24 protein-coding genes are annotated in these 25,339 nt (G+C 55.1%); 7 read left to right on the top strand and 17 right to left on the bottom strand.

Annotation, left to right across the window (positions count from 1 at the left end; translation table 11 throughout):
- Positions 1-24 precede the first annotated feature (24 nt).
- The 5 genes from BCM02_RS11940 (at position 25) to BCM02_RS11915 (ending at position 3,945) form a co-directional block, all read left to right on the top strand.
- On the top strand, positions 25-717 hold the full coding sequence (locus tag BCM02_RS11940; protein ID WP_187434200.1) for an ArsR/SmtB family transcription factor: 693 nt from the start codon (positions 25-27) through the stop codon (positions 715-717).
- A 383-nt stretch (positions 718-1,100) separates the two neighbouring features.
- Positions 1,101-1,307 (top strand): helix-turn-helix transcriptional regulator, encoded by a 207-nt coding sequence (locus BCM02_RS11935; RefSeq protein WP_148929331.1) that lies wholly within the window; start codon positions 1,101-1,103, stop codon positions 1,305-1,307.
- Complete coding sequence (locus BCM02_RS11930; RefSeq protein WP_148929330.1) at positions 1,304-1,735, top strand: hypothetical protein; 432 nt, start codon at positions 1,304-1,306, stop codon at positions 1,733-1,735. The genes BCM02_RS11935 and BCM02_RS11930 overlap by 4 nt, the downstream gene beginning before the upstream one ends.
- 80 nt (positions 1,736-1,815) lie before the next feature.
- Positions 1,816-2,544, top strand: a complete 729-nt coding sequence (locus BCM02_RS11925; RefSeq protein ID WP_148929329.1) for a YheC/YheD family protein — start codon at positions 1,816-1,818, stop codon at positions 2,542-2,544.
- Between the two features lie 780 nt (positions 2,545-3,324).
- Positions 3,325-3,945: a 2'-5' RNA ligase family protein gene (locus BCM02_RS11915; protein WP_148929327.1), complete on the top strand. Its 621-nt coding sequence runs from the start codon at positions 3,325-3,327 to the stop codon at positions 3,943-3,945.
- A 54-nt stretch (positions 3,946-3,999) separates the two neighbouring features.
- On the opposite strand, the gene BCM02_RS11910 is transcribed toward BCM02_RS11915, so the two are convergent.
- The 6 genes from BCM02_RS11910 to rlmH form a co-directional block, all read right to left on the bottom strand.
- The gene (locus tag BCM02_RS11910) at positions 4,000-4,761 is read right to left on the bottom strand and encodes an SDR family NAD(P)-dependent oxidoreductase (protein ID WP_148929326.1); all 762 of its coding nucleotides are present in this window, start codon (positions 4,759-4,761) and stop codon (positions 4,000-4,002) included.
- 1 nt (position 4,762) lies between these two features.
- Positions 4,763-6,433 carry an alpha-amylase family glycosyl hydrolase gene (locus BCM02_RS11905; RefSeq protein WP_148929325.1) on the bottom strand — a complete coding sequence of 557 codons (1,671 nt, stop codon included), beginning with the start codon at positions 6,431-6,433 and terminating at the stop codon, positions 4,763-4,765.
- Positions 6,427-8,145, bottom strand: a complete 1,719-nt coding sequence (locus BCM02_RS11900) for a glycoside hydrolase family 13 protein (RefSeq protein WP_148929324.1) — start codon at positions 8,143-8,145, stop codon at positions 6,427-6,429. The genes BCM02_RS11905 and BCM02_RS11900 overlap by 7 nt, the downstream gene beginning before the upstream one ends.
- Before the next feature lie 116 nt (positions 8,146-8,261).
- On the bottom strand, positions 8,262-9,155 hold the full coding sequence (locus tag BCM02_RS11895) for a helix-turn-helix transcriptional regulator (protein ID WP_148929323.1): 894 nt from the start codon (positions 9,153-9,155) through the stop codon (positions 8,262-8,264).
- 138 nt (positions 9,156-9,293) lie between these two features.
- Positions 9,294-9,956, bottom strand: coding sequence for a DNA alkylation repair protein (locus tag BCM02_RS11890; protein ID WP_148929322.1), 663 nt, complete (start codon positions 9,954-9,956; stop codon positions 9,294-9,296).
- A gap of 104 nt (positions 9,957-10,060) precedes the next feature.
- The gene (gene rlmH, locus BCM02_RS11885; protein WP_148929321.1) at positions 10,061-10,540 is read right to left on the bottom strand and encodes a 23S rRNA (pseudouridine(1915)-N(3))-methyltransferase RlmH; all 480 of its coding nucleotides are present in this window, start codon (positions 10,538-10,540) and stop codon (positions 10,061-10,063) included.
- Positions 10,541-10,792: 252 nt separating this feature from the next.
- Between rlmH and BCM02_RS11880 the strand changes: the two genes are divergently transcribed.
- Entirely contained in the window at positions 10,793-10,948 is a 156-nt protein-coding gene (locus BCM02_RS11880) for a DUF1540 domain-containing protein (protein ID WP_148929320.1), read from the top strand.
- Between the two features lie 872 nt (positions 10,949-11,820).
- Here BCM02_RS11880 and BCM02_RS11875 read toward each other — a convergent pair.
- Positions 11,821-11,988, bottom strand: coding sequence for a CxxH/CxxC protein (locus tag BCM02_RS11875; RefSeq protein ID WP_148929319.1), 168 nt, complete (start codon positions 11,986-11,988; stop codon positions 11,821-11,823).
- 190 nt (positions 11,989-12,178) lie between these two features.
- A complete protein-coding gene (locus tag BCM02_RS11870; protein ID WP_148929318.1) occupies positions 12,179-13,540 on the bottom strand; it encodes a S1C family serine protease in 1,362 nt (453 codons plus the stop codon).
- Positions 13,541-13,712: 172 nt separating this feature from the next.
- Here BCM02_RS11870 and BCM02_RS11865 point away from each other — a divergent pair, with 172 nt between their 5' ends.
- Positions 13,713-13,937 carry a hypothetical protein gene (locus BCM02_RS11865; RefSeq protein WP_148929317.1) on the top strand — a complete coding sequence of 75 codons (225 nt, stop codon included), beginning with the start codon at positions 13,713-13,715 and terminating at the stop codon, positions 13,935-13,937.
- Here BCM02_RS11865 and BCM02_RS11860 read toward each other — a convergent pair.
- From BCM02_RS11860 to dnaB, 9 genes are all read right to left on the bottom strand, one after another.
- Positions 13,870-14,712, bottom strand: coding sequence for an MBL fold metallo-hydrolase (locus BCM02_RS11860; RefSeq protein WP_148929316.1), 843 nt, complete (start codon positions 14,710-14,712; stop codon positions 13,870-13,872). The two genes, BCM02_RS11865 and BCM02_RS11860, sit on opposite strands and share 68 nt — an antisense overlap.
- Before the next feature lie 54 nt (positions 14,713-14,766).
- Positions 14,767-15,519, bottom strand: a complete 753-nt coding sequence (gene yycI, locus BCM02_RS11855; protein WP_148929315.1) for a two-component system regulatory protein YycI — start codon at positions 15,517-15,519, stop codon at positions 14,767-14,769.
- Positions 15,520-15,525: 6 nt separating this feature from the next.
- Positions 15,526-16,998, bottom strand: a complete 1,473-nt coding sequence (locus tag BCM02_RS11850; RefSeq protein WP_148929314.1) for a YycH family regulatory protein — start codon at positions 16,996-16,998, stop codon at positions 15,526-15,528.
- Positions 16,995-18,827, bottom strand: a complete 1,833-nt coding sequence (walK, locus tag BCM02_RS11845) for a cell wall metabolism sensor histidine kinase WalK (protein WP_148929313.1) — start codon at positions 18,825-18,827, stop codon at positions 16,995-16,997. The genes BCM02_RS11850 and walK overlap by 4 nt, the downstream gene beginning before the upstream one ends.
- Positions 18,824-19,579 (bottom strand): response regulator YycF, encoded by a 756-nt coding sequence (gene yycF, locus BCM02_RS11840; protein ID WP_148929312.1) that lies wholly within the window; start codon positions 19,577-19,579, stop codon positions 18,824-18,826. The genes walK and yycF overlap by 4 nt, the downstream gene beginning before the upstream one ends.
- A gap of 228 nt (positions 19,580-19,807) precedes the next feature.
- Positions 19,808-21,343, bottom strand: coding sequence for a M23 family metallopeptidase (locus BCM02_RS11835; protein WP_148929311.1), 1,536 nt, complete (start codon positions 21,341-21,343; stop codon positions 19,808-19,810).
- Between the two features lie 130 nt (positions 21,344-21,473).
- On the bottom strand, positions 21,474-22,271 hold the full coding sequence (locus BCM02_RS11830) for a hypothetical protein (protein WP_148929310.1): 798 nt from the start codon (positions 22,269-22,271) through the stop codon (positions 21,474-21,476).
- A gap of 242 nt (positions 22,272-22,513) precedes the next feature.
- Positions 22,514-23,800, bottom strand: coding sequence for an adenylosuccinate synthase (locus BCM02_RS11825; protein WP_148929309.1), 1,287 nt, complete (start codon positions 23,798-23,800; stop codon positions 22,514-22,516).
- Between the two features lie 173 nt (positions 23,801-23,973).
- A complete protein-coding gene (gene dnaB / locus BCM02_RS11820; protein ID WP_148929308.1) occupies positions 23,974-25,338 on the bottom strand; it encodes a replicative DNA helicase in 1,365 nt (454 codons plus the stop codon).
- Position 25,339: the final 1 nt, after the last annotated feature.

The raw sequence follows: 25,339 nt of genomic DNA, 5'->3' as shown, positions 1-25,339 counted from the left end.
GCCGAATGATCGGTGCAAAGGAGAATAAAGATGAATCCGAACGTGCTTGATACCGCGCAATTAATGGGCGATCCCTCTCGGCTGTCGATGCTGATGAGTTTGCTTGGGGGAAGAGCGCTGCCCGCAAACGACCTCGCGCGCGCCTCCAGCATTTCGCCTCAGACGGCAAGCGCTCACTTAGCGAAGCTGGTTGCAGGCGGCCTGCTCGTTCATGAGCGTTATGGCCGGCACAAGTACTTCCGGCTAGCCAATTGGGAAGTCGCGCATGCGCTCGAGGCCCTGCTGGCGATTTCCCCATCCAAGCCGGTCCGTTCGCTGCGAGAATCCGATGAACTGAAGCGGATGCGCCATTGCCGGACTTGCTACGATCATCTGGCCGGAGAAGTCGGCGTCGCGCTTACCGATCGGTTCGTTGCGCTGGGATGGCTGGAGGCGTCGGGCCAAGATTATCGGATTCACGCCAAGGGCGTGGAGCGATTGAAGGCTTGGGGAGCAGATACCGATGACGACGCCAATAAGCGCCGCCTTTATGCCAGGCAGTGCTTGGATTGGAGCGAACGGCGCCATCACTTGGCGGGCTATCTGGGGGCCGCGATCACGAATCGGCTTTTCGAGCTGAAGTGGATTGAGCGAGTACCGCAAGGCAGGGCGATCCTGGTGACCAGCGAAGGGATGGACGGACTTCATCGCGAATTCGGTCTTCGGCTTGCAAAATAATGGAGTGACAAATACCCTTCCGCATATCGGGAAGGGCATTTGTCTCGATTTAGGGGGCAGCAGGACACCTGGCAATGTGGCGGCTACTTATGCCAATGCGCTCGAGGCAGGCGCGATATCCGTCATGGCCGTTACAGATGAAGACGACGGCAGTCAAATGGCAGGTTTCGTAGATCCGTTTCGTAATTTGTGGTGGGTTATAACGGCACCTTAAGACTGCCGGCACAAACCGATTGCCGGGTCGATTATTTTAGGGCCATCCTTTTGCGGGATGGCCTTTTCGTTGTCCTCGCTTTGCGAAATGGAAAGCGGGCTTTACATTTCTCGCGCCGCGCGGTTCACTCCCTTATGGAAAGCATGCTTTCCATAAGGGAGTGAACGCCTTGAATAACCGTTTAGAAGAAATTCGCAAGCAGCGCGGCATTAAGCAAGAAGAATTGGCATCGGCTCTTGAAGTGTCCAGGCAGACGATCGGTTCGCTGGAAAACGGACGTTACAACCCCTCCATCCTTTTGGCATTCAAAATTGCTCGGTATTTCGGGATGAGTATCGAAGAGATTTTTATTTACGAGGAGGATGAACAGGCATGAAAAAACCGATTTCGCCTTATTTTCTTACCGTTGCGGGCGTAGCGCTGTTCGTGGTGGGTCTGTACTTCATTAAGACAATGGAAGATCCGCAAGGCTTGCTGCGCGCGCTGCCTTACATCTGCGTTGGGATCGGCAGCGGAATGTTCGGTCACGGCATGGGAGAACTCCTGCTCCTGTACGCGAAGAAGAACGCCCCTGCCGCCGCCAAGCAGCTAGAGATTGACCAGAAGGATGAGCGTAACTTGGCCATCGCTAATCGCGCCAAAGCGAAGGCGTATGACATGATGATTTTTGTGCTGGGCGCCTTAATTACGGCAATGGCCTTAATGGCTGTCGATTTAACCATGGTCGTGCTGTTGGCTTGTGCCTATCTGTTCATCGTGGGATATGGCACCTATTATCGCTTTAAGTACAATAATGAAATGTAACACTGCGGATATATAGACGAATAGTCGCTTATGCTGATCGCGTATTTGCCTTAGAATGACCGTAAACGGTTAAAAAGGCTGTGATCCCCGTGTCGATTCAAAAGGACAAATGGTTGCAATATCGCATCCTTCGCAACAGGTCCTCGCTCGCCGGACGGTTGCCGGAAACACGGTTGCTCCAGAAGAAGGCTTTGTCGAAGATGCTGCTTCAATACCGAAGCGTCGTGCTGAAACCTCGCGACGGGAGTTACGGACGGGATATCGTGTTCATGCGGCGGAACGGCGCGAACGCCTATCGGATTCAGAACGAAAACAACGGGGCGACCATAAGAGGCACCGGCAAGGTACTCCAATGGCTCCGTCATAAAAAAAGAAGTCGCGGCTATATTGTTCAACGGCGTCTGCACCTTGCTCGAATTCGCCGCAAGCCGTTCGACATTCGGATCATGACCCAGCGAAAAAAAGGCGCCGCTTCCCCGTGGACCGTAACGGGTTCATACGCGAAAGTGGCGGCGCGAGGCTATCTCGTCACGAATGTGGCCAGCCGTACGATGCCCGTGATTGAAGCGCTCAAGTTAGCTGGCATCGGAGATCGCCGCTTGCTTGTCCAAGCGGAACGGATCGCGCTATCGGCGGCCCAACGACTGGGAGAGCGTTACCCCAAGCTTCGACAAGTCGGGTTCGATATCGGCATCGACAGCAACCGCCGGATTTGGATCATCGAAGGCAATTATCGACCGGACGTGCGCCCTTTTCGACGCCTACAAGATCGCGCGATGTATCGCAGAATTTTACGGTATAAGAAGTGAGCTATATACGCGATACGTATTCATTCTTGTATTGCGCCAAAAGACGACCGGCCTTTATTGGCCAGTCGTCTTTTCATGGTTGGCACCTGTTCTTGATCATGTCCCGTTCGGGATTTTATCGGCGTTTTTTGGCCGCACTAACAACGCGCGTCACTTGGAACCGGTTTACCCCTACCTGGATAACGGCAAATTGGCTGAAAGAAGTACCGGAAGACGTGTAAGGTTCCGCCTCAATATTTCCGCTCGGCGTTCTAACCGTTGCGGTGATTCTCGTCACCAAACAGACGCCGCGGCCAGAAGCTCTCCAAGTGTTGCCGGACTCTACGCTATAATTGTCGTCGCTACAAAAGATGGATGCATACTCCACTCTCCCAAACACAGTATACGGAGTGGAGTTATGAATCTGAACGGGGTCATAACCGCCAGGTCCTCCGGGTCTATTTCCCATTCTCAAAACCTCCCTTTTGATGGATATCGTTCATTACATGCAATAGAGTCGGTTTTGGAATGGTATAAATGTGGACAAGAAAAAAAACTACGTTTGTCCGGTAGTCGCGAAGATCCGGCAGCATTTACAAAAAGATGACAGCATGCGGAATCGATCTGTGGTAATCTACAGCTCATGAAATTGTACGATGAATGCGGACGAGGAGAATGCTCATGAACTACGAAACATACGTTTCCGATCTGGAAAAACGGCTGGAGCAAGATCGGCGTGCAAGACCGGAGGAATGGGTCGTGTCGGAGAGTCTAGCCAGAAAAATTACGCAGGGCGGGCAAATGAACGAATTTTACGGCGCCACCTCTGTAATCCCCTTATCTGACTCTGATCGCCACAAATGCCGGATTGCGCAGGAGCGGCTGCTTGGCGCGTTGGAGCATCATATCGTGCCGCTCGTGCCCGAAACCTTCCATTTGACGATCCACGCGTTCAGCAATGACAACAACACGTCTGGCGGCATTGAAATCATACAGGCGAATTTAGCGCAGCTTGAAGAAGCCATCGCGGCGGAGTTTCGGAACATAGCGGCACGATACGGAGGGCAGCGCATTCGGATGCGTTCTCTTGGAGCAAGTACCGGCGGCAAAGATGTCGTCAGTATTAAATATGTGCCGGCATCCGAGCGCGATTACCAGCTATTAACCGATTTATACAACCGGATGGAGAAGATCTTCCCGGAACGCAAGCCCTATGTGCCGCACGTCTCGCTTGGCTACTTCAAACCAATGAAGCTGGAACAGGACGAAATCGCCTTGTTATATGAGACGCTTGAGTCTATGCGCAAGGGGCTCGACTTGGACATCGTTCTGGATGTCGATCGCTTCGTCTATCAGCATCATGTTCATATGAACGACTTTCGGGCTGTTTTTAGCGTTCAGCAGTTAGCGGTTGTACCGTGATGTCTAAGATGCGAGCAAAAAGTAAGGGCACCCATTCGGGAGCCCTTACTTCGTTTACTGCGCGGTCCACCCTCCGTCAACCATGAGCGTGACGCCCGTTACCATGTCGCTTGCCGGCGATGCCAGATAGATGACCGCGCCTGCGACATCGCTGATCTCAGCCAAACGCCGGTTCGGTATTCTCGCCAGCACCCCTTCCAAATAAGCGGGATCATCCAGACGCTCTGCATTTCCCGGCGTGTAGGTAAAGGTGGGTCCGACCGCGTTCACGTTCACGCCCTTGGCCGACCACTCCAAAGCCAGCACTTTCGTCAGCTGATTAACCCCGCCCTTGGAGGCGCAGTAGACGGCATGATCGACGATGCCGACGACGCTCGCCTGCGAGCTCATATTGATGATCTTGCCATAGCCCTGAGCAAGCATGATCTTCCCTGCCGATTGACAACAGAAGAACAACCCTTTGAGATTCACATCCATCATGTTATCCCACTCTTCTTCCGTAACCTCGACGGCCGGATGATTGTCGCCCAGTCCGGCATTGTTAACTAGAATATCTAATCTGCCAAAGTGCCGTATGACTTGATGGACGACCGAGTCGATCTCCTTCACATCCCGAACATCCAGCGTAAAAGCTGCCGCTTCGCCGCCGTCAGCCCGGATATCGGATACTAATTGATCGAGTTGTTCCCGGTTTCTTGCCGCAACGGCAACCTTCGCGCCAGCGTGAGCCAATGCTTTTGCAAGCCCGAACCCGATCCCTTTGCTAGCTCCCGTGATCAGGGCAACCTTGCCGGTCAAATCAAACTGCGGGTACATGCTAGAGGCTCCCCCCTTTGATGCTTTCACCCATTCTGTAGATGATCGTCTCATAGCGATCCACCCATAATGCCGAACCTTCTCTCTCGGCGTGAAGATCGTCCCTTCCCGTACGATAGAGCCTATTTCGCTCATCTTTAGTCATCTCGTCTGCCAGGGTTTCCTGATCGAATTGAACGCGCGCAGGCTCCGCCGACAGATTCACGATAACCAAGAACGTGACGCCTTCGTGCTGCCTGATGTAGGACAACGCCATATTATTCGAGTTCCGTACGAATTCGAATTCGCCCGTCCAGAATGCCGGCTCGCTAGTTCGAAGGCGGGTCAGGAATTTATAGTGCTCGAACATCCTGGTATCGAACGAATCCCAGTCGAGTTGATATTCATCGAATAAGGACGTCCATGTCGACAGCGTATTCTCATTGAACTCTTGTCCCATCATGACTAGGGGAACGCCTTCGAGCGTCAGTAAGATCGAAGCGGCAGGCGCTGCATGCTCCGCGCCCAAATACTCGCCGATTCTGGACTGTTCTTTGTCCTCCAGCCAATTCATCCTCAGCGCGTTTTTAGGAAAGCTGTACTTGAACGAGTTATAAATCGTGATAAAATCATGCTGCGTAATCGTGCCGTCGATCATCTGACGAATAAGTATGCGAGGATTCCCGTTATAGGTCAAATCACAGGATTCAAGATGATGATATTCATCGTAAGACTGAGAGATCAGGATAAGATCCGCTTTGACTTCCTGCAAGGCTTGCTTGATCTCGGTGAGGAAATCATACGGCGTAATATCCGAATCATCCAAACGAATGCCGTCAAAATCGAACTCGGTAATCCAGTATTTCATCGACTGGATGACGTATTTCCTCATGTCGCGATTGCTAAACTCTAGTCCGGCAAAATACTCGCGAAGCGGCACGTCATAGTAGAGCTCCCCTTGTTCATTACGCGTGAAATACTCCGGATGGCTTTGCGTCAGAATATGATCCACGCTGGCGCGGTTCAAGACCCAATCCAGAATGACTCGGATCCCGTTCTCATGGGCTTTGCGCATAAAGAACAATACATCCTCTTTCGTTCCGAATTCCGGGTCTATAGAATAGAAATCTTTTACCGCGTAGGGATCGCCGTATGTACCAATCCTGCGTTCATGCCCCACTTCGTTGAACGGCATCAGCCAAAGCGTATTGATGCCCAGTTCTTTGAAGTAGTCGATTTTATCAGCAAGTCCCCGGAAACCGGCCTCCGTGTACGCACGGAGATGAAGCTCATAAATAACCGATTTTTTAATCCATTCAGGACTAGAGAGCGCGGTAAAGTTCTCATACATATAGCCCGGGTTGTTTTTTGAAATCTCATGGGTTCGGATGAGCACGTCGCCATCTTCGGTTACGGTAATCGCGGAGTTATTCTGCGCATCTTCCGATATACTCGGATTGAGCGGGTCTACGATCCACGCTTCCCCATTCACCACGAATTTGTAGAGATGTCTTCCCTTAAGAATCGGCAACTCAATCTCCCAACCGGTGCCGTCCTCCATTCTGTTCATGTAATTCCGATCGCCATTCCAATTATTAAAGGTCCCTGCTAGAGCAACGCTATCAACAGGGGCGTCCGTATAATAAACGAATCGTACGCCTTTAGTTCCCTTGGTTGGAAATGTAGTTAGCATGGGATGACCTCCCTTACATAGATTCTTGACTCATAGGGCTGAAGGCGATCCTCAGCCAACGTTTCATGCGTAGACGACGCTACATTGGATAACAGTAATCGAATCGATGGGTCAGCCAGAACATCAGGGATTTCCAAGCGTGCCAATGCGGCCGCGAAGTTCATAACCACGACTAATTGTTCTTTCCCTAGAGTCCTAGTGAAGGCTAGAATGGATGAATGGTCATGGAGAAGGGGTTCATATTGGCCATAAACGGCAACGAGATGTTGTTTGCGAAGCGCAATTAGTTTCTTGTAATAGTTCAATATAGAGTTCGGTTCTTGCTCAGCTGCCTCCACATTAATCCAGCTTGCATTGGGATTCGCTTGCATCCATGGCGTTCCGGTCGTGAACCCGCCATGCGGTTGGTCATTCCATTGCATGGGCGTTCGGGCATTGTCTCTGCTGGATTGGTGGATGGCCCGCATGATCCGATCCTCCGTCCAACCTTCCTTCTGTGCCTGGCGGTAAAATTGATGGGTCACGCTATCCCGATAGTCATCAATCGCATCCAACTTGATATTCGTCATGCCGATCTCTTCCCCTTGATAGATATAGGGGGTGCCTTCCAGCATGAATATCAGGGTTGCCAATAGCTTCGCCGACTCGATACGGAACTCCCGATCATTTCCAAAGCGAGAAACGGCCCGCGGCTGATCATGATTGCTCCAGAAGTTCGCATTCCACCCTTTGGCATGCAGTTTGGTTTGCCATTGATTCAGAATTTCTTTGAGCCGAGACAACTGCCAAGGCTGCTTTTCCCAGCTTTCGAGACCTGCGTTGTTATTGTCCATGCTTATATGCTCAAAGTGAAAGACCATGTTAAGCTCGTCTCGATTGTCGCCTACATACAACAACGCTTCTTCCGGACCCGTGTTCGCCGCTTCCCCGACGGTCATAATGTCATAGTGACTCAACACTTCGCGATGAAGATGTTGGATATGATCGTGTACTTTGGGGAGATTCGAGAAGAAATGATGCGCGGATACGATTTTCTCATGAGCCGGCGCTTCTGCATCCGGATAACCGTCCATCTTGACGATATGATTGATCGCATCGATACGAAATCCATCCAAGCCTTTATCCAGCCACCAGCGTACCATGCGATGAAGCTCTTCGATGAGGAGCGGATTCTCCCAATTCAAATCCGGTTGCTTGCGGTTGAAAATATGTAAATAATACTCCTCGGATTGTTCATCGAATTCCCATGCGGAACCGCCGAAGAACGATCCCCAGTTCGATGGGGGCTCTTTGTTCTCTTTTCCTTTTTTCCATATATAATAATCGCGTTTAGGGCTGTCTTTGGATGCCCGGGCTTCTACGAACCATGGATGCTCGTCCGACGTATGGTTTAAGACGAGATCGGCGATCACCTTGATTCCCCTGCGATGCGCTTCTGCCAATAACTGCTCAAAGTCTTCCATCGTTCCGAATTCTTCGGCCACCGCATAATAATCGCTAATATCATAACCGTTATCGTCGTTAGGCGATTGGTAGAATGGACAGATCCAAATCACGTCAACGCCTAAATCGCGGAGATAATCCAGCTTCGAAATAATCCCTTTCAGGTCTCCAATGCCATCTCCATTGGTATCCATGAAACTTCTCGGGTAAATTTGATACACGACGCTTTCTTTCCACCATTTCCTCTTATCATCTACTTGCTGCACCATATGAAGTCACCTCGAAGATTTTTATTTCGCTCTCTTCGTCTATCGTATCCGTATTGGGATAGGCTTCCAATATCCGATACCGCTCCATCATGATGCTATTCTGTTGTGGATTGTGATCATACGCTCTTACCGTGAACGGTTTCGTTCGCTCTGGCTAGGATGGCGTCTTTAAAGCTTTTAGGGGAACAATGATGGACGCGTCTGAACAACTTGTAGAAGTGCGATAGGTTCGGCAAGCCGACCTGCTCGGCAATCTGGGCAATGCTGAGATCTTCGGTCAGCAGCAGGCGTTCGGCATATTTGATCCTGCGATGAATGACATAGTCCGTGAACGTCATGCCCAAGGTTTGTTTGAAATATTTAAGGAAATAGGTATAGCTGAAATTGACGAGAAGACAGGCCTGCTCCACCGTTATTTTGTCGGATAAATGAGCTTCCACATAATCGAACACTAATTTGAGCTTGGCATAGTTCATCGATCGGTTGTGATCCAACTTCCCCTCATTGTCATGGCGCAATAAGAGGAAGAGACTTTTCTTGACCAGATAGTTAATGGCCATCTCATAGCCTCTTTGCCTCTGTTCATGTTCCCTTTGCAATTCGATTACGGTGGCGTAGAATTGTTCCCGCAATTCCGGGTTGTCCCTAAACAAGGAGTTTAACTTAACCAAAGGCAGCAATGATTCTTGAAACAAGTAAAGGAAAGGGAGCATGTTGGAATCCAAGAATGCCTCCAGCTCGAATTGGATCACCACATAATCCACCACTTGGTTTTGTTTTCTCAGATCGAGATGGGGGTGACAAGAACCCAGAATTAACACGTCCCCCGCTCGCAAGTGATAGACTTCATCCGGTGTGTGGATTTCCATCGTTCCGGATCGTACGGCAATAATCTCTAGCTCCGGGTGGAAGTGCCATCCATGCTGACAGATCGCGGCCGTGTAAAAGCTGCGGATTTGAATACGCAGCAGCGGATCGTGATAAACAATCGGTTCTTTGTATAATTCCATAAGCTAGATCCCCCAGAGCAGCGTTCATTCATAGTTTCGTAATTTCACCCTCACTTATGAATTTAAGCAAAAAGGATCTGGAAGCTTACCTTCAGATCCTTTATCCATATTGAGGCTTTGAATTCCTTTATTTTCACATCAAGCACGTTTGTTAACTTCAATCGCAATGAATGCCGGCAAATAATTGGGCGTACAGCCCTTTGATACCCTATCATCTTTATAAAGACCCGTTTTCTCACCAAGTTTAATACAACGTGCTCGATACTTTTCATCATAAACGCCTATCCATCCTGCGGTGAAATTCATCGCCCATTGAACTTCCGGTTCTTCCTGCGTAATCGTAGCTTCAATTGCAGATAGCAAGTCCTCGGTGTTATCAGGCGGCGTTTGTCCTGTCCATCTCAATCGCCCTTTATAATACCAGAAGGCTCGCCTTTGAAGAGCAGAAGGACTATTTTGCCATAACTCCATCAATGCAATGTTCTTCTTGTCTTTGGTGAGCTGATTAGCCATTAACCAATCCATTACGTTATTTCGCTCATCGAATGCGTGAATCTGCATATCCTTATCAAGCCTATTTAGCACATCTTCTGAAAGAAGTTTTTTGTCCATAAGCAAGATCGCCAATAGTCTGGGCAAAAACGCTTCGGTTGACCAAAGTTCCATAGCTAGTTCGTGATCGATTTTAATATCCTTCGCGATCATTCGTAAGTCGCCTAGCTTCGTTTTACTATTGATCTGTGATAGAATGTTTTCTGCTTTTGAAGAACGTTTCATTTCCGTACTTTTATTCTTATTCATTTGACACAACTCCTTTATGTCCTTGGCGCGATATGTCCATAACTTCATTTCGTTATAAGTCTTATTGCATACAAATGTACCATAATGGAGTGATTCATTTCGCCCTACTTATGATAAGGTTCTCCCCGATTAATCTTAAATGCGCGATACACCTGCTCCAGCACCATGACCTTCATCATCTGGTGCGGGTACGTCATACGCCCGAAGCTCAGCTTCTTATCCGCCCGCGCCATGACCGCGCCGGACAGTCCCAGCGAGCCTCCGATGACGAAAGCGACCGAACCCCCGCCATACACCGCCTGCTTGTCCAAATGCGTCGCCAGCTGCTCGCTCGTCCACGTCTCGCCCTCGATCGCCAGCGCCACGACGTGCGCGTCCGGCTTGATCGCCGCCAGGATGCGCTCGCCCTCCCGCTGCTTCACCTGCTCCGCCTCGGCCGCGCTCATGTTCTCCGGCGCTTTCTCGTCCGGCACCTCGCGCAGGTGGAGCTTCGCGTAAGCCCCCAGCCGCTTGGCGTACTCCGCCACGGCGTCGTTCCAATATTTCTCTTTCAACTTGCCAACCGTAATCAACTGAATGTGCATGGTCCTGCTGCTCCTTCGCTGCTCTATATTCATCCCCCGTCCGGCAACCGGAAAGGATCTGCATCTTCAACACCTGACAACTCCTTATTCTATCCCACCTGCGACCGACCGTCGACCGATTCCACCTTGCGAATGACGCCAACTCGAACAAGCCCGCCTTGTCTCTCCTAAAAAAAGAGATTCAAAGCAGGCTGTCCGAGGTATAAAGAGGTACACCGTTCGACCATCCTAATGCCAAGGAGGTGAATTCTCATGGCGAAAGATGTTCTGTGCGAAGTGAACAACTGCAAGTACTGGGCCGCCGGCAACCAATGCAACGCTTCCTCCATTTACGTGGTGAGCAACCGTGGCAAGCAGGCCAGCAATTCGGAGGAAACGGATTGCAAAACGTTCGAACCGAAGATCTAACTTCACGAAGCAATTTCTTGGGGCAGCCGAGCGACCGGCTGTCCTTTTCCTTTCGCTGAATGCTGCATTCCCAATCTTCGGATTGTGAACGCAAACCAATCCGCTTTTAGCTGAATGCTGCATTCCCAATCTTCGGATTGTGAACGCAAACCAATCCGCTTTTAGCTGAATGCTGCATTCCCAATCTTCGGATTGTGAACGCAAACCAATCAGCTTTTAGCTGAATGCTGGCATTCCCAATCTTCGGATTGTGAACGCAAACCAATCCGCTTTTAGCTGAATGCTGCATTCCCAATCTTCGGATTGTGAACGCAAACCAATCCGCTTTTAGCTGAATGCTGCATTCCCAATCTTCGGATTGTGAACGCAAACCAATCAGCTTTTAGCTGAATGCTGCATTCCCAATCTTCGGATTGTGAACGCAAACCAATCAGCTTTACCGGAATGAAACTCGCTTCGCCGCAAAGACGGCGTTAACCGGTTCACCTTGCTCACTTATATATTAACCAAGAATGATAATTATTATCATCGGGAGACGAAAATTATTTTTGGATGCTTTGCGGGGCTGGTTTCATGTTTGCCATTCAGCAGTGTTTATGCTAATCCATTCTCCTCTTCAAACGACTTCTGCGTCCAGTCCCACAACAAAAAAACATCACCTCATTCAGCCGGTAAGCACTTACCGCTTGAGGTGATGTCTAAGGTTTCTGCTCTAAGGTTTCATCATTCGTGCTGGACGCAACCAACCAGCACCACCCTGCAGCGGAGATTACTCCTGATAAGCGACTTTTGTAGGCCTTTTCCTACTGCTTCAGCATTCATCTAATCGAGGAACAGGTCTACAACGGGAGCGGACAGGAGTAATCGGAGCATTATACGACCAAATACGCCGCGATGCTCGCGCACATATCGCACGTCGCGGGCGCTTCCCAATCGCTAAACTTCGTCGTCCCCAAATCCACGATATCCGGCGCGTCTTCGTAGTCGTCCACGAACTTGTCGATCGCCAGTTCAATATGTTCTTTGCATACACAATACATGCGGTCAGTTCCCTCGTTCTCATAATCTGTCCTGCCTAGTAGCATCGACCAAAACGCCAATTTTTAGCCACCGGGCGTTAACGCTTGTCGTCTTCCAATCTTACACCACAGGCACGTGGATCGGCAACGTCCGCGGTAGATGCAAAATAGCGGCCTCGGGCATATGCCCAAGACCGCCATCCGCACGGCATTATTCGTCCTCCGTCTTCTCCCGCAATTCGAGCGTCAGCGTCTGGCGCTCGCCGTCCCGGTAGAACGTCACGTCGATCGATTGGCCGATCTCTTTCGCCTCGTACAGGTACTTCCGCAAATCCAGCGTGCTGCCGATCGTCTGCTTGTCGAGCTTGACGATGACGTCGTTGAACGCCAGCCCCGCATCGGCTGCCGGTCCGACCGCCTCCAGGACGATAACGCCCTTATCGACTTCCTCCGGCAACTTGAGGTCCGCTTGCGGCAAGCTGGCGTCCTCTTCATAGGCGCCTTCGTCTTCGCCCGTTGCGCCCTCTTCCTCCGGCTCATGGCCGCCGGATTCCAAGCTCGCCGCCTCCTGCTGAGCCAAATACTGATCGACGTCCATCGTGTACACGCCCAGATAAGGACGCTTCACTTTGCCGTAATCGAGCAGGCTCTGCACGATCGGCATCGCTTCGTTCGTCGGAATCGCGAAGCCGACCCCTTCCACGCCGAAATCGGATACCTTCATGCTGTTGATGCCCATGACGCGGCCGTTCAAGTCGATCAGCGGACCGCCGCTGTTGCCCTGGTTAATGGACGCATCGACCTGGATTACTTCCTGCTCCCAGTCGTAAACGCCGTCCTGCGCGAGCGACACCGGTATGACGCGCTCGGTCTTGCTCACGATGCCCATCGTCAGCGAGTCGGACAAGCCCAGCGGGTTGCCGATCGCCATGACCACCTGGCCGGCGCGCAGCTCCTTGGAGTCGCCGATCTCCGCGACCGTATCGATCCCGCCGGCATCGATCTCGAGCACGGCCAGATCGGTAATCGTGTCGGCGCCGATCAGCGTCGCCTCGCGCACCTCGCCCGTGCTAAGGACGGCCTTCAGGGCCGCCGCATCCGCCACGACATGCGCGTTCGTGATGATATGGGCTTTGCCATTCTCTTTCTCGAAAATCACGCCCGAACCCAGCGCCGCCTGCGTCAGCTCTTCTTCGCCGGTCGTCTCCTCCGGCGCCTCGCCTTGCAGCACCGCGAGCGATTGCTCGTTAATGATGCTGACGACGGCCGGACGGACCTTGCCCGCCGCTTCGACCGTCTTCTCGAGCGGGTCGGTCGTCTGCACCGTGGCCACCGCCGGGCGCGCGTCCGCCAGCGGGCCGGAGCCCCGGTCGAAGCCGCCGGTGAACAAGCCGAACAGGAGCACGACCGCCGCCGCGCTTACAAGGGAGGAGGCCGCCGCGAGCCGGACCTGCGACCAAGACCGGCTGCTGCGGCGGGGACGGGTCAAGAACCGCCGGTCCTCCGTTTGGGACGAAGAACGGACGCGACGCGAGACGCGGGTCGAATAAAAATCGTCGTCGAACAAGCTCATCTATAATCGCTCCTCTCGATGTCCTGCTGGCATCAAGAACTGTTTTTTTACGAATCTAGGAATGATATCGGAAGAATCGCCTACACTAATAATAGAGTATGAACGAAATGCGGAAATATATGCTAGATTTTGCGCTAGCACGCGTTGCCGCATAACCAAAGGAGCGATATTGATGAAACCGCGTCAATCATCCACTGCGATGGAACACGTCCATCTGGCCGCCAAACTGGCCGATTTGAAAGAGGATCACTACCGCCTGCTGCTCAGCCTCGGCGCGATGACGGAACTCCTCATCGAGAAAGGACTCCTCACCCGCGAGGAAATCGCGCTTAAAGCCGCTGCACTCGACCTAGAGCTAGATACGCTTGTTTCCGCCTCACTTCGTCCCATGGCGTAGGCCGGTCGTGATACGTCTCCCGCAGCGGGTATTCGTCCGCGCGGAAGAAATGCCCATTGCCTTCTAATACATTATTAACGGTAAGCTTCGCCAAGTCCATCAAATTATGGTCCAGACTGAGATGCGCCAGATACACCCGCTTCGTCCGGTCCGTCATCAAATAACAGAGCGCCTCGCCGGCCGCCTCGTTCGAGAGATGGCCGACGTCGCTCAAGATCCGTCGCTTCGTGCTCCACGGGTAATGCCCCATGCGGAGCATATCCACGTCGTGGTTCGACTCGAGCACGAGCACGTCGGAATCTTCGATCATCTTGCGCACTTTGTCGCTCACGTAACCGAGGTCGGTCGCCAGGCTCAGCTTGACGTCCTCGTCCTCGAACACGTAGCCGACCGGCTCCGCGGCGTCATGCGAGATCGCGTACGAGGTCGTCCGCAGATCGCCGAACGTCAGCGTTTCCCCCGTCTGCATGATGACCCGCTTCTCCGGCTCGATTTTGCCGACATGGCGCTCCAGCGCAGCCCACGTCGCCTCGTTCGCGAAGATCGGCAGGTTGAACTTGCGGGCGAACGCCCCCAAGCCCTTAATATGGTCAGAGTGCTCGTGGGTAACGAGAATCGCGTCCAAGTGATGGCCCGCGATGCCCCGCTCCCGCATAAGCTCCTCCATTTTTTTTACACTCATTCCGACGTCCACAAGCACCGCCGCCTCATCGCTCTGCACGATGGTCGCGTTGCCCGTCGATCCGCTCGACAGTACGGTAAACCGCATCCCCATAGCTCGTTTAACCTGTCCTTTCCCTCTCCCTGGTTGCATAAGGCGCCTTGTTGTCTACTGTCCTTCTTCTTTGCCCGTTACAACTTCGCCGCTGATCGCGTAGACGTAATACGCCGTGCCGTCCTCCAGCAGCACCCGCCACGAAGGCGCGGATACCTGGGTCTGCGAGTCGAAAATCTGGCCATGGTGATAGCCCAGCTTGATCTCTTTAATGACGGCGCCCACCGGCAAATAGTTGCGGTCGATCAGGCTCGCCGCCGCCTTCGTGGCCGGCAGCACTTCCTGCTTCTGCGACTGTTCGGCGGGCAGCAGCTCGATGCGGTCCTGACGATAGGCGACGATGCGCTGATTGCTGTAGAACAGCTCCAGCTTCACGTCGAACATCGGCCGCCCGTCGATCATCCGGTACAGCACGAACACGCCGTCCACGCCGTCGCGGCTGACCGACTGATCGAACTGGTACTGCGCCAGGCCCGGGATCTCGCCGCCCAGCGCCTGTCTCAGCTCCTGCTCGTTGTAGACGGCCTTGCTCGCGACCGGTTTCTTCAGCATCGTGCGTTCTCCGCTGCCGAGCGGCGCCTCCGCCCGGTACGTCAAATCCCGCAGCTCCGGCGTCTCCGCCGGAATGTTCGCCTGCACGGAGATTCGCTTCTCCTGGATGACGGCCAGCGTCTCCGGCGGCAGATCGTTCACGTCCGCGCTCGCGCTGAACCCTTCCCCATAGCTCGACCACAACTGATAGCCGAGCGCCACGTTCAGCAGCAGGAACGCCAATATCAATACGCTTTTCGCGCGTCTCCAATCCATCCGCCGTTACCTCCGCATATCCGGCAGGCTGGCGCCGGTCGATAGCTGCACGCCGACGGCGCCCAGACTTCCCGCCGTTCCGCCGAGCGATAGCCCGCCGGGCAGCGCCCCCGGATTATCCTTATCCGCCCCGCCCGGTTCGCCGGCCGCCGGCTTGCGACTGCCCGCCACGGCGGACAGCAGCTTCTCCTGCGAACCGTCGCGCAGACGGACAGCCCATATCGGGGTCACCCGGAGCTTGTCCGCATCGGCTTCCGTGCGTCCCTCGACCAATTCGACCTCGACCGCCGGGAATATCGCTTCCACCTCGCCCCGCCGGCTATAGCCGGCCAGCGTCTGACTGAGCAGGCTCCCGCCCGGCAGCCAGCGCACTTCTTTGCGGTCTTCGGTATCGGCCATCGTCGCGATCGAGCGTTCGTATTCCGTGACGACCCCCTGCTGCATGCGAAGCAGCATCTCCCCGTACAGGAACGGCTTCTTGGAGAGTACCGGGAACGCCCCGTAATATTGCTGATAACGAATCATCTGTTCGCCGCCCGCCATGCCGGGCTCGATGAACCGGTGTCTTCCGTCCCAGCCTCCATGCTCGTTAATGAACTGGATGGAAGCGTAGACGTTCTCGCTCACCCGCTCGGCGACGGAATCTTGCGCCGGCGCCGGATCGGTATACCGGATCCACCGGCCGCCTTGCTCCACCTGAAGACCGCGCTTGTGGTCGGTATACGTCTGCACGTCGTTCTCGTCGTTGATCGCCCGCGTGGCGCTCGGATCGGAGAACAGGTTATGCTGCATCTGCTCCGGCGTGTACGTACTGAAGCCAACGACCGCTTCGACCGCCTGCAGCGGCTCCTTCGCCAAGTACAGATTCGGCGCGACATATTGATAAGGCGTCCAATATTGGCCGAAGCCCACGTAGTTCTGCACGTCGCGCACCGTCAAGTCCGCGCGCACGGACTCGTAGACGGTCGTGCCGTCCGTGCTGAAGAAGTACGTGCTTACTTCCTCGCGCGCCGGACTTTTGAAAATCCATATATTCGAGATCGAGTCGTTCTGGAAGATCGAGTCGCCCTCCGACAGCTTCAACACCTTGGACAAAAGCTCGACCGGCACGCCCGTGCCGAAGCGCAGCTCGACGCCGATGCTCTGGGCGCGCACTTCGTCCCAATCGACGGCATAACGCGCATCGCGTTGGAAGTCCTTGAACTCCCTTCCTCTTACCCGATCGAAGATCAGGTCGTAGAAGTTGGTCTCCGGGTAGAGCAGCGTGTGCTGGTTGCTGCCGAAGTGCAGCACCATATCCTCGGGGAAAATCAAATTTTCCAGTTTCTCCTCGTCGCTCTTCAGATCGGCTTTCACGTAATCCTGCTTCTGGCTGACCGTCACCCCGATGCCCGGCATGCTGTATGCCAGCCAATAGCTCTGCAGCAGACTGAGCGCGACCAGGAAAACGAGCAGCACCGTCTTGATCTTCTCCATCATGACGCCGCACCTCCCTCATGGAGGGCGGGCAGCGTGACGGTTACGGTCGTGCCTTCGTTCGGTTCCGAATCGAGGGCGATCGTGCCGCCGTGCGCCTTGACGATTTCCCGGGCAATAGAGAGCCCCAGACCCGTGCCGCCCATATTGCGGGAGCGCGCCTTGTCCACCCGGTAGAACCGGTCGAAGATGCGGCTTAAATCTTTGCGCGAGATGCCGATGCCGGTGTCCTTCACCCGAATCGCGATGGAACCAGGGTCCGGCTTGCTCGCGACGATCTCGATCCGGCCGCCGTCGAGCGTATATTTGATCGCGTTGGAGACGAGATTGTCTAGCACCTGGTCGATCTGATCCCGGTCCAGCAGCACGTGCTTGATGCCGTCCTCGACGCGAACGGTCGAGCGGATCGATTTCTTGCGCATCTGGAACGAGAACCGGTCGGCCACTTCCTCCAGCATCTCCGGTACGCTCGTCGACTGGCGGCGCAGCGGAGCTTGGTTGGAATCGAGGCGCGATAAATGCAGCAGGTCGGTGACCAGCCGGATCATCCGCTCGGTCTCGTTCCGGATCACGGAGACGAACCGCTGGGCGAGCTCGCGGTCATCCATCGCCCCGTCGTCCAGCGCTTCCGCGTAACTCTTGATCGTCGTCAGCGGCGTCCGCAGCTCGTGCGAGACGTTCGCGACGAACTCGCGGCGGGATTGCTCCAGCTTCTCCTGCTCCGTCACGTCCTGCAGGACGGCGATCGCGCCGGATATGCCTTTGTCCCGGCGATGAATCGGGGTGAAGGTCACGCGCATCACCTCGTCGAGCTCCTCGTCCGGATGCTGGCGGTGAATGACGGTCGACGACTCGCCGCCGCCGCCCAGCATTGCCTGCAGATACCGGTCGTCCATATCGAACAACTCGGACAGCGGACGCTCTTGGCAGTCGCTCTGCAGCATCTCCCGCGCGCGCCGGTTGGCGATCATGACGACGCCCTGTTCGTCCGTCGCGACGACGCCGTCGCTCATGTTGGCGAGAATCGAGGCGAGCTTCTCCTTCTCTTCCTCGTTCGTCTCGAGCGCTTCGCGCAGCCGCATCGTCATGTTGTTGAACACTTCGCTAAGCCGGCCGATCTCGTCGTCGCCATGCACCGGAACCTGACGGTCGAACCGCCCTTCCGCGACCGCGGCCGCCTGGCGGGTCAGCCCTTTGATCGGACTCGTGATCGTATGCGCCAGCAGAATGCCGAGCACCCCGGTCAGGCCGAGCGCGATGAGCATGCCCGACATGAAAATCCGGTTGATCCGGTTCACCGTCGCGTAGAGCTCCTTCATCGAAGCGACCATGTAGACGGCGCCGACGATTTTGCTCTCGTACAGAACGGGCTTGGCGATGATCTTCTTGCGGACGTTGTCCTCGTCGATAATCTCTTCCTCGTTGTCCCGGATGCCCTGCAGGGCGCGGCTGACCGCGAGCGCCGTATTCTTCTTGCCGACGTATTCCTGATGAATCGACAGCGACGTGGCCAGCACCTTGCCGCTCGCGTCGATCAGCTGGATCTCCGCTTCGTTGATGCTGAACAGGTTGCGCACGAGCGAGCTGAGGTCGTCCTCCCCCGCTTGTTCGTCCTCCCCCGGCTTCTCGGTCCGGGCGTTCAGCTTCTCGGCCGCGAAGCCCGCGAGTACGTCCGCCTGGTTGTTCATGTTCGTCGTGAAATTCGACGTCAGCGACGTCTTCATCGTGCTGATGAAATAAACGCCGATCAGCTGCATCGCGATCAGAATGAGCAGCACGTAGATAATGATCAGCTTGACCTGAATGGATCGAAAAAATCGAACGCCGTTCATCCGGCTCCGAAGCCTCCGGACTTCGGATTGCGCATCATATACCCGAGGCCACGGCGCGTCATAATGTATTCCGGACGGCTCGGATCATCCTCGATCTTCTCCCGCAGCCGGCGGATCGTCACGTCCACCGTGCGCACGTCGCCGAAGTATTCGAAGCCCCATACCGCCTGGAGCAGATGCTCGCGCGTCATCACTTTGCCGCTGTTGCGGGCCAGATAATACACCAGCTCGTATTCGCGATGCGTCAGATCGAGCGGTTCGTTGTCCTTATACACCACGTACATATCCGTATCGATAAACAAGTTGAATAGGGAAAGCCCTTGCTTCTCCTCCGCCTGCGCTTGCGCCGTACCCGCCGCGGCCGCCTGTCCGCTTGCGCCCTGCTCGTTCTTCTGCCGGCGCAGATGCGCCTTCACCCGGGCGAGAAGCTCGCGCGTGCTGAACGGCTTCGTGACGTAATCGTCCGCGCCTAGCTCAAGGCCCAGCACCTTGTCGAGTTCCGTGTCCTTGGCGGTCAGCATGATGATCGGCGTCTGCAGACGCGCGCGCACTTCGCGGCACACGTCCATGCCATCCTTCACGGGCAGCATCAAATCAAGCAAAATCAGGTCCGGCCGCTCTTCGAACGCGAGCTTGACCGCCTCGCCGCCATCGAACGCGCAGATGACCTGATAGCCTTCCTTCTCCAAATTGAACTTTAAAATATCCGCAATCGGCTGTTCGTCATCGACGACCAAAATTTTACCGTGCAACTAACGCCACCGCCTGTCGCATTGCTTGTCATTTTGCTTGCCAAACCCAGCATTCATGCCGCTTGGCCACTCGTCTATTCTATCATAGGTACCGGGGTTGTCCCAATGAAAGTTCCCTCATGTAAGCCGCATTCCGGAAAATATTCTCCGTCCGCCCGCGCTTTCTCCCGGCCTACGTAAAAAAGCGCCGCCATGGCCCGTTCAGGCCACGGCAGCGCCGAGTAAGAATTATAAATATTTGATCGGATTCTGGACCTTGCCGTCCTTGTGAATCTCGAAATGCAGATGCGTCCCGAACGAATGGCCGGTGTTGCCCATAATGCCGAGCTTGTCTCCTTGTTCGACGACTTGGCCTTTCTCGACGGTAACTTTGCTCAAATGGCCGTAGATGGTTTCATATCCGTTTTTATGGTTAATAATAACCGCGTTGCCAAGGCCGTTCTTGTAACCGGCGAATGAGACGACCCCGCTGTCCGCGGCCAAAATCGTCTTGTTCCCGATCAAGTCGATCCCCTTGTGCAGCCTTCCCCATCTCGTACCGTAACTGCTGGTCAATTTGGCGCCGCTTACCGGCCAAGCGAACCTGCCCGTTCCTTCGCCGAGTATGACCTTCGTCCCTTTCATGACAATGGCGGGGACGGAGGGCTCCAACACCTGTTCGCCGAGCAGCTCCTCGTTCATCAAGTAACCGTTCTGCTTCGTCAGTTGATAAACCACTTTCTTCTTGCCGGCTTTGCCTTCGCGCACGACCTTCGATTCGCCGGCGCGCATGTTGCTATTCTTCTGAATGACCGTGATCGGTTCGATCGATTCCGTCTCCGTGACATGCTCCACCGTCTGCACCGTCACTTCGGGCTGCAGCACCGTCAGGTCCAGCACGTCTCCGATCTTGATCATATCGTCTTTAATCCATTTGTTGTTCTCATAAATGACCTGCGGCGAAATGTCGAACTTCTCCGCGATGCATCCGACGCAATCGCCGGCCTGCACCGTGTATTTCGTCGGCTTGACGCTGCCCTTGATCATCTTCGTGTAAACCTCGCCCGCATCGGCGATCGCGCTCGGATCGACGCTCGCCGCCGCCGTGCTGACGCTCTCCACGATCTTCACGGACTTCACGACCGTGGATGGCGTGGCCGAAGCCGTCTTGGACGTTCCGGTATACGCGAGCGCGGTCACCGCCGTCTTGGCTTGCGGGGCCTGAGGCGCATAGCGGTTCTTGACGCTGGCGAGGATCTTGTCCGCCGTCGCTTGGTCCTTCACGACCGCGATGACCTTGCCGTCTACCTTCAGCTCCACGCCCATGGCATGCGAGTCGAACAGATCCGCCAGCTTGTCCAGCGTGCCGTCCGTATCCGGAGCCGCCTTGTAGGCGCTCTGCGCCTTGTACGTGATCGTCCCGGTGTCGAGCTCCATCGTGACATCGGGATTCGCCGCCGCGATAGCTTTCTTCTGCTCCGCCACGAGCGCCTCGACCTGCTCCCGAGTCGCGACGGACCCGACCAAGCTTCCGTTCCGGTACACATCGTAATAATCCACCGTATTGGCTTTCATATATTCCGCGCCGCTGAATCCGGCGATCAGCAGGAAGGCGAGCGCGCCCCCCGCCAACATGAACGGTTTTCTATGTAAAATGCGTTTGCCTTTGTTCGTGCCTTCTTCGTGCTCTATGCTGCTGGATGTATGAGATCGGGCGCGCCGAAAGGATTGCCGGAGAGAATTCCATCCCTTTCGGATCCGATCCGGTTCGTTAAAAACAGACATGATCGTCTCCTTTTCGTGTACGGGTACATTCTTTTGCTCGATTTCGACATAAATCTACATCGATTGGCTCCGTTGTCTACTGTATCATACGCTTAAAAGGGCGATCAACCAAACGGCGGGTTACGAAACATTAATATTTGCTCAGAATTTCGGTCATCCGGTCGTATTCTTCCCGATTCAGATGTTGGGCGAACAACTGCTCCACGTCCGTCATTTCCTGTTCCGTCAGCCCGTTTTCCATCATCGTCGAGATGCTCTGCCACGCTTCCTGCGGCAGTTTTTTCATCATGACGTCGAACAGCTCGTTCTTATCCTCGGCGCTGATCCGGTTCTTTGCTTCGCTCATCTCTTCCGTCGTCATCGCGACGCCGCCCTCCCGGGCATCGTCCAACGCCGTGCCGTCTTCCTCCGATGTCGCGCCGCTGTTCGCCTTCGTTCCCGTTCCGCCCCCGACATCGGTGACGATGCCGTCCGGCAGCTCGCCGTACGCATCCACCGCGAGCGGTTCGCCGCTTGCCTCGCCGCCTTGATCGCCTTCGCTTCCTTCGCCTTCCGCAGCTGCCGTACGGGAGCCGTTCGCTTCTTCCGATTCGCCGGATCCGCTGCTCGCTTCCGTCCGCGTGGAGGCCGACGCATCCTTCTCGCCGTCTTTCGCCGGACCGCCTTCATCCGCCGTGCCACCTTCGTCTTGCCCCGCTTCCGCGGCCAACGCGCCGGCATCCGACTTGACCTCCGGGTCCGCCCCCCACAGGGCGCCCCATACGCCGTCCATCGCGATCGGCTTCATTTCGAGCGGGATGTTGAATTGCTTGAGCAGCGTCTCCACATAACTATTGACGACATAGCCCGTCGTCCAGATTGACAAGAAGCTAATAATTAATCCCGCCGCCACCGTTTTTCCCAGCCAACTGACCATTTTCAGAATCATGTTTCCTCACCTTTCCGCTTGCGCACCCGCCTATCAAGCCGGATACCTGCCTGTTTCCTACTTCCTAGTATGGGCACGCTGCTGCGGAACCATTCACCAAGACTGGTAAAATATACTTGATCGTAAGGGGCGAATTGGGTGTGTAAACGGTTGGTTTTGCGGCGGCCGAACGTCAAAAAAGCCCCAATCCCTTGAAGGGATCGGGGCTTCCGCCATCTAGCCGAACGGGCAGGACTCGCGGCTTATTTATAGATCGGACGAATCTGGTTCGTCTGCTCGCGGTTGCGGCCGACGGAGAAGATCGAGATCGGAATGCCGGTCAGTTCGGATACGCGCTCGACGTAACGGCGCGTGTTCTCCGGCAGGTCGGCCAACGTCTTCGCGTTCGAGATGTCCTCGCTCCAGCCCGGCAGCTCCTCGTACACCGCTTCGCACTCGGAGATCAGCTTCAGGCTCGCCGGATAGTGCTCGATGACTTCGCCGCGCAGCATGTAGTGCGTGCAGATCTTAACCGTCTCGAGGCCGGACAAGACGTCCAAGGAGTTCAGGGACAAGCCCGTAATGCCGCTGACGCGGCGTGCATGGCGGACGACGACCGTGTCGAACCAGCCGACGCGGCGCGGACGACCCGTGACCGTGCCGTACTCATGGCCGCGCTCGCGAATCCAGTCGCCCGTCTGGTTCGACAGCTCGGTCGGGAACGGGCCGTCGCCGACGCGCGTCGTGTAGGCTTTCGCCACGCCGACAACCTCTTGAATCTTCGACGGTCCAACGCCGGAGCCGATGCACACGCCGCCAGCCGACGGGTTCGACGACGTGACATACGGATATGTACCCTGGTCAATGTCCAGCATGACGCCTTGCGCGCCTTCGAACAGCACCTTCTGGCCCGAGTCGATCGCATCGTTCAACACGACGGACGTATCCGTGACGTACGGACGCAGCACTTCTGCATAGCCGATGTATTCGGTCAGAATGCTCTCTACGTCGAGGCCGTCGCTGCCGTACACTTGCGAGATTACTTGGTTCTTCTCCACGACGAGGCGGCGAAGCTTCGATTCGAACTCTTCCGCATCCAGCAAGTCCGCCATGCGGATGCCGTTGCGCGCCGCTTTATCCATGTAGCACGGGCCGATGCCCTTGCGCGTCGTGCCGATCTTGTTGTCGCCCTTGCGCTCTTCTTCCAGCCCGTCGAGCACCAGATGATACGGCATGATGATGTGCGCGCGGTCGCTGATGCGCAGGTTGTCCGTCTTGAAGCCGTTCTCATGTATATAGTTAATTTCGTCGATCAGCGCTTGCGGGTTGATAACCATCCCGTTGCCGATGACGCATGTTTTATCCTGATTGAAAATACCCGATGGCACCATGGTCAGCTTGTACTTCTTGTTGCCAATCATAATCGTGTGGCCCGCGTTGTTACCGCCTTGATAACGGGCTACGACGTCGGCGCCCTCTGCGAGAAAGTCGGTGATCTTGCCTTTGCCCTCGTCTCCCCATTGTGTTCCGACAACAACTACCGTTGACATGCTCATACCCCCACTCGATGTATTTGCACACACCGAAAATTACTGCCGGTCGCAAAAGGCAGCAGTCTTAGTGTAGCAATGTTAAAAATCAAAGTCAACAAAAAACGAACGATTGCATGGGGTTCCATACAATCGTTCGGAAATATGACATATGAAAAACGAATAAGTGCGGTTTACGAGGCTTGTCCGGGCTCTTGGTGCGTCCGGTCCAAACTGACGAATTTGTTGAAGCTCTTGAGGAACGCCAGCTCCACGGTGCCAACCGGGCCGTTACGCTGCTTGGCGATGATGATCTCGATGATGTTTTTCTTCTCGGATTCCTTGTCGTAGTAGTCGTCCCGGTACAAGAACGCGACGATGTCGGCATCCTGCTCGATCGATCCGGATTCCCGAAGGTCGGACATCATCGGACGCTTGTCCTGCCGCTGCTCGACGCCGCGGGAGAGCTGCGACAGCGCGATGACCGGCACTTCGAGTTCGCGCGCGATCTGCTTCAGCGTACGGGAGATCTCCGATACTTCCTGCTGCCGGTTCTCGCCGGCTTTGCCTCGGCCCTGGATCAGCTGGAGGTAATCGATCAGAATCATGCCGAGACCGCGCTCTTTCTTCAGGCGGCGGCACTTGGCGCGGATATCGGCTACCGTAATGCCGGGCGTGTCGTCGATGTAGATTTGCGCTTCGGACAAGGCGCTGATCGCCATCGTCAGCTTCTCCCAGTCATCCCCTTCCAGGTAGCCGGTCCGCAGACGTCCCGCATCGACGTTCGATTCCGCGCAGATCATCCGGTTGACGAGCTGCACGGCCGACATCTCGAGCGAGAAGATCGCGACCGTTTCCTTCGCGCGCACCCCGACGTTCTGGGCGATATTGAGCGCGAAGGCGGTTTTGCCTACGGAAGGACGGGCCGCCACGATAATCAAGTCGTTTCGTTGGAAACCGGCCGTCATTTTATCCAAATCCACGAACCCCGAGGGAATGCCCGTCGAAGTGCCTTTATTCGAATACAGAATTTCTACGCGCTCGAACGCTTCCATCAACACATCGCGGATGGAGACGAACCCGCTGCTCGAACGTCGGTTGGACAGCTCGAGAATGCGCTGCTCCGCTTCGTTCAGCATGATGCCGACGTCTTCGGCGGCCGCGTAACCATTGGATACGATCTGGGTCGCCGTGCGGATCAGGCGCCGCAATAGGGACTTCTCTTCGACGATCTGCGCATAGTAGTCCACGTTGGCCGCGGTCGGAACCGCGCCCGCGAGCTTCGCCAAATAGCTCACGCCGCCGACCTCTTCAAGCTGCTGTTTGCCTTGCAGATGGGCGGTTAATGTGACAAGGTCAATCGGCTGATTCGCTTCCCCCAGCTCGACCATGGCTTCATAAATCAACTGGTGAGACGGCGTGTAGAAGTCTTCGCTGCGCAGCCGCTCCATCGCCGTGACGAGCGACTCGGCTTGGATCAGGACGGCACCAAGGACCGCCTGCTCGGCTTCTGTATTCTGCGGGGGTACACGGTCAAACATCAGCTGTTCATCGCTCATT

It is taken from the genome of Paenibacillus methanolicus, from assembly GCF_008124765.1.
Classification (GTDB): Bacteria; Bacillota; Bacilli; order Paenibacillales; family Paenibacillaceae; genus Paenibacillus_Z; species Paenibacillus_Z methanolicus.
This window is presented reverse-complemented; position numbering and strand designations above follow the sequence as displayed.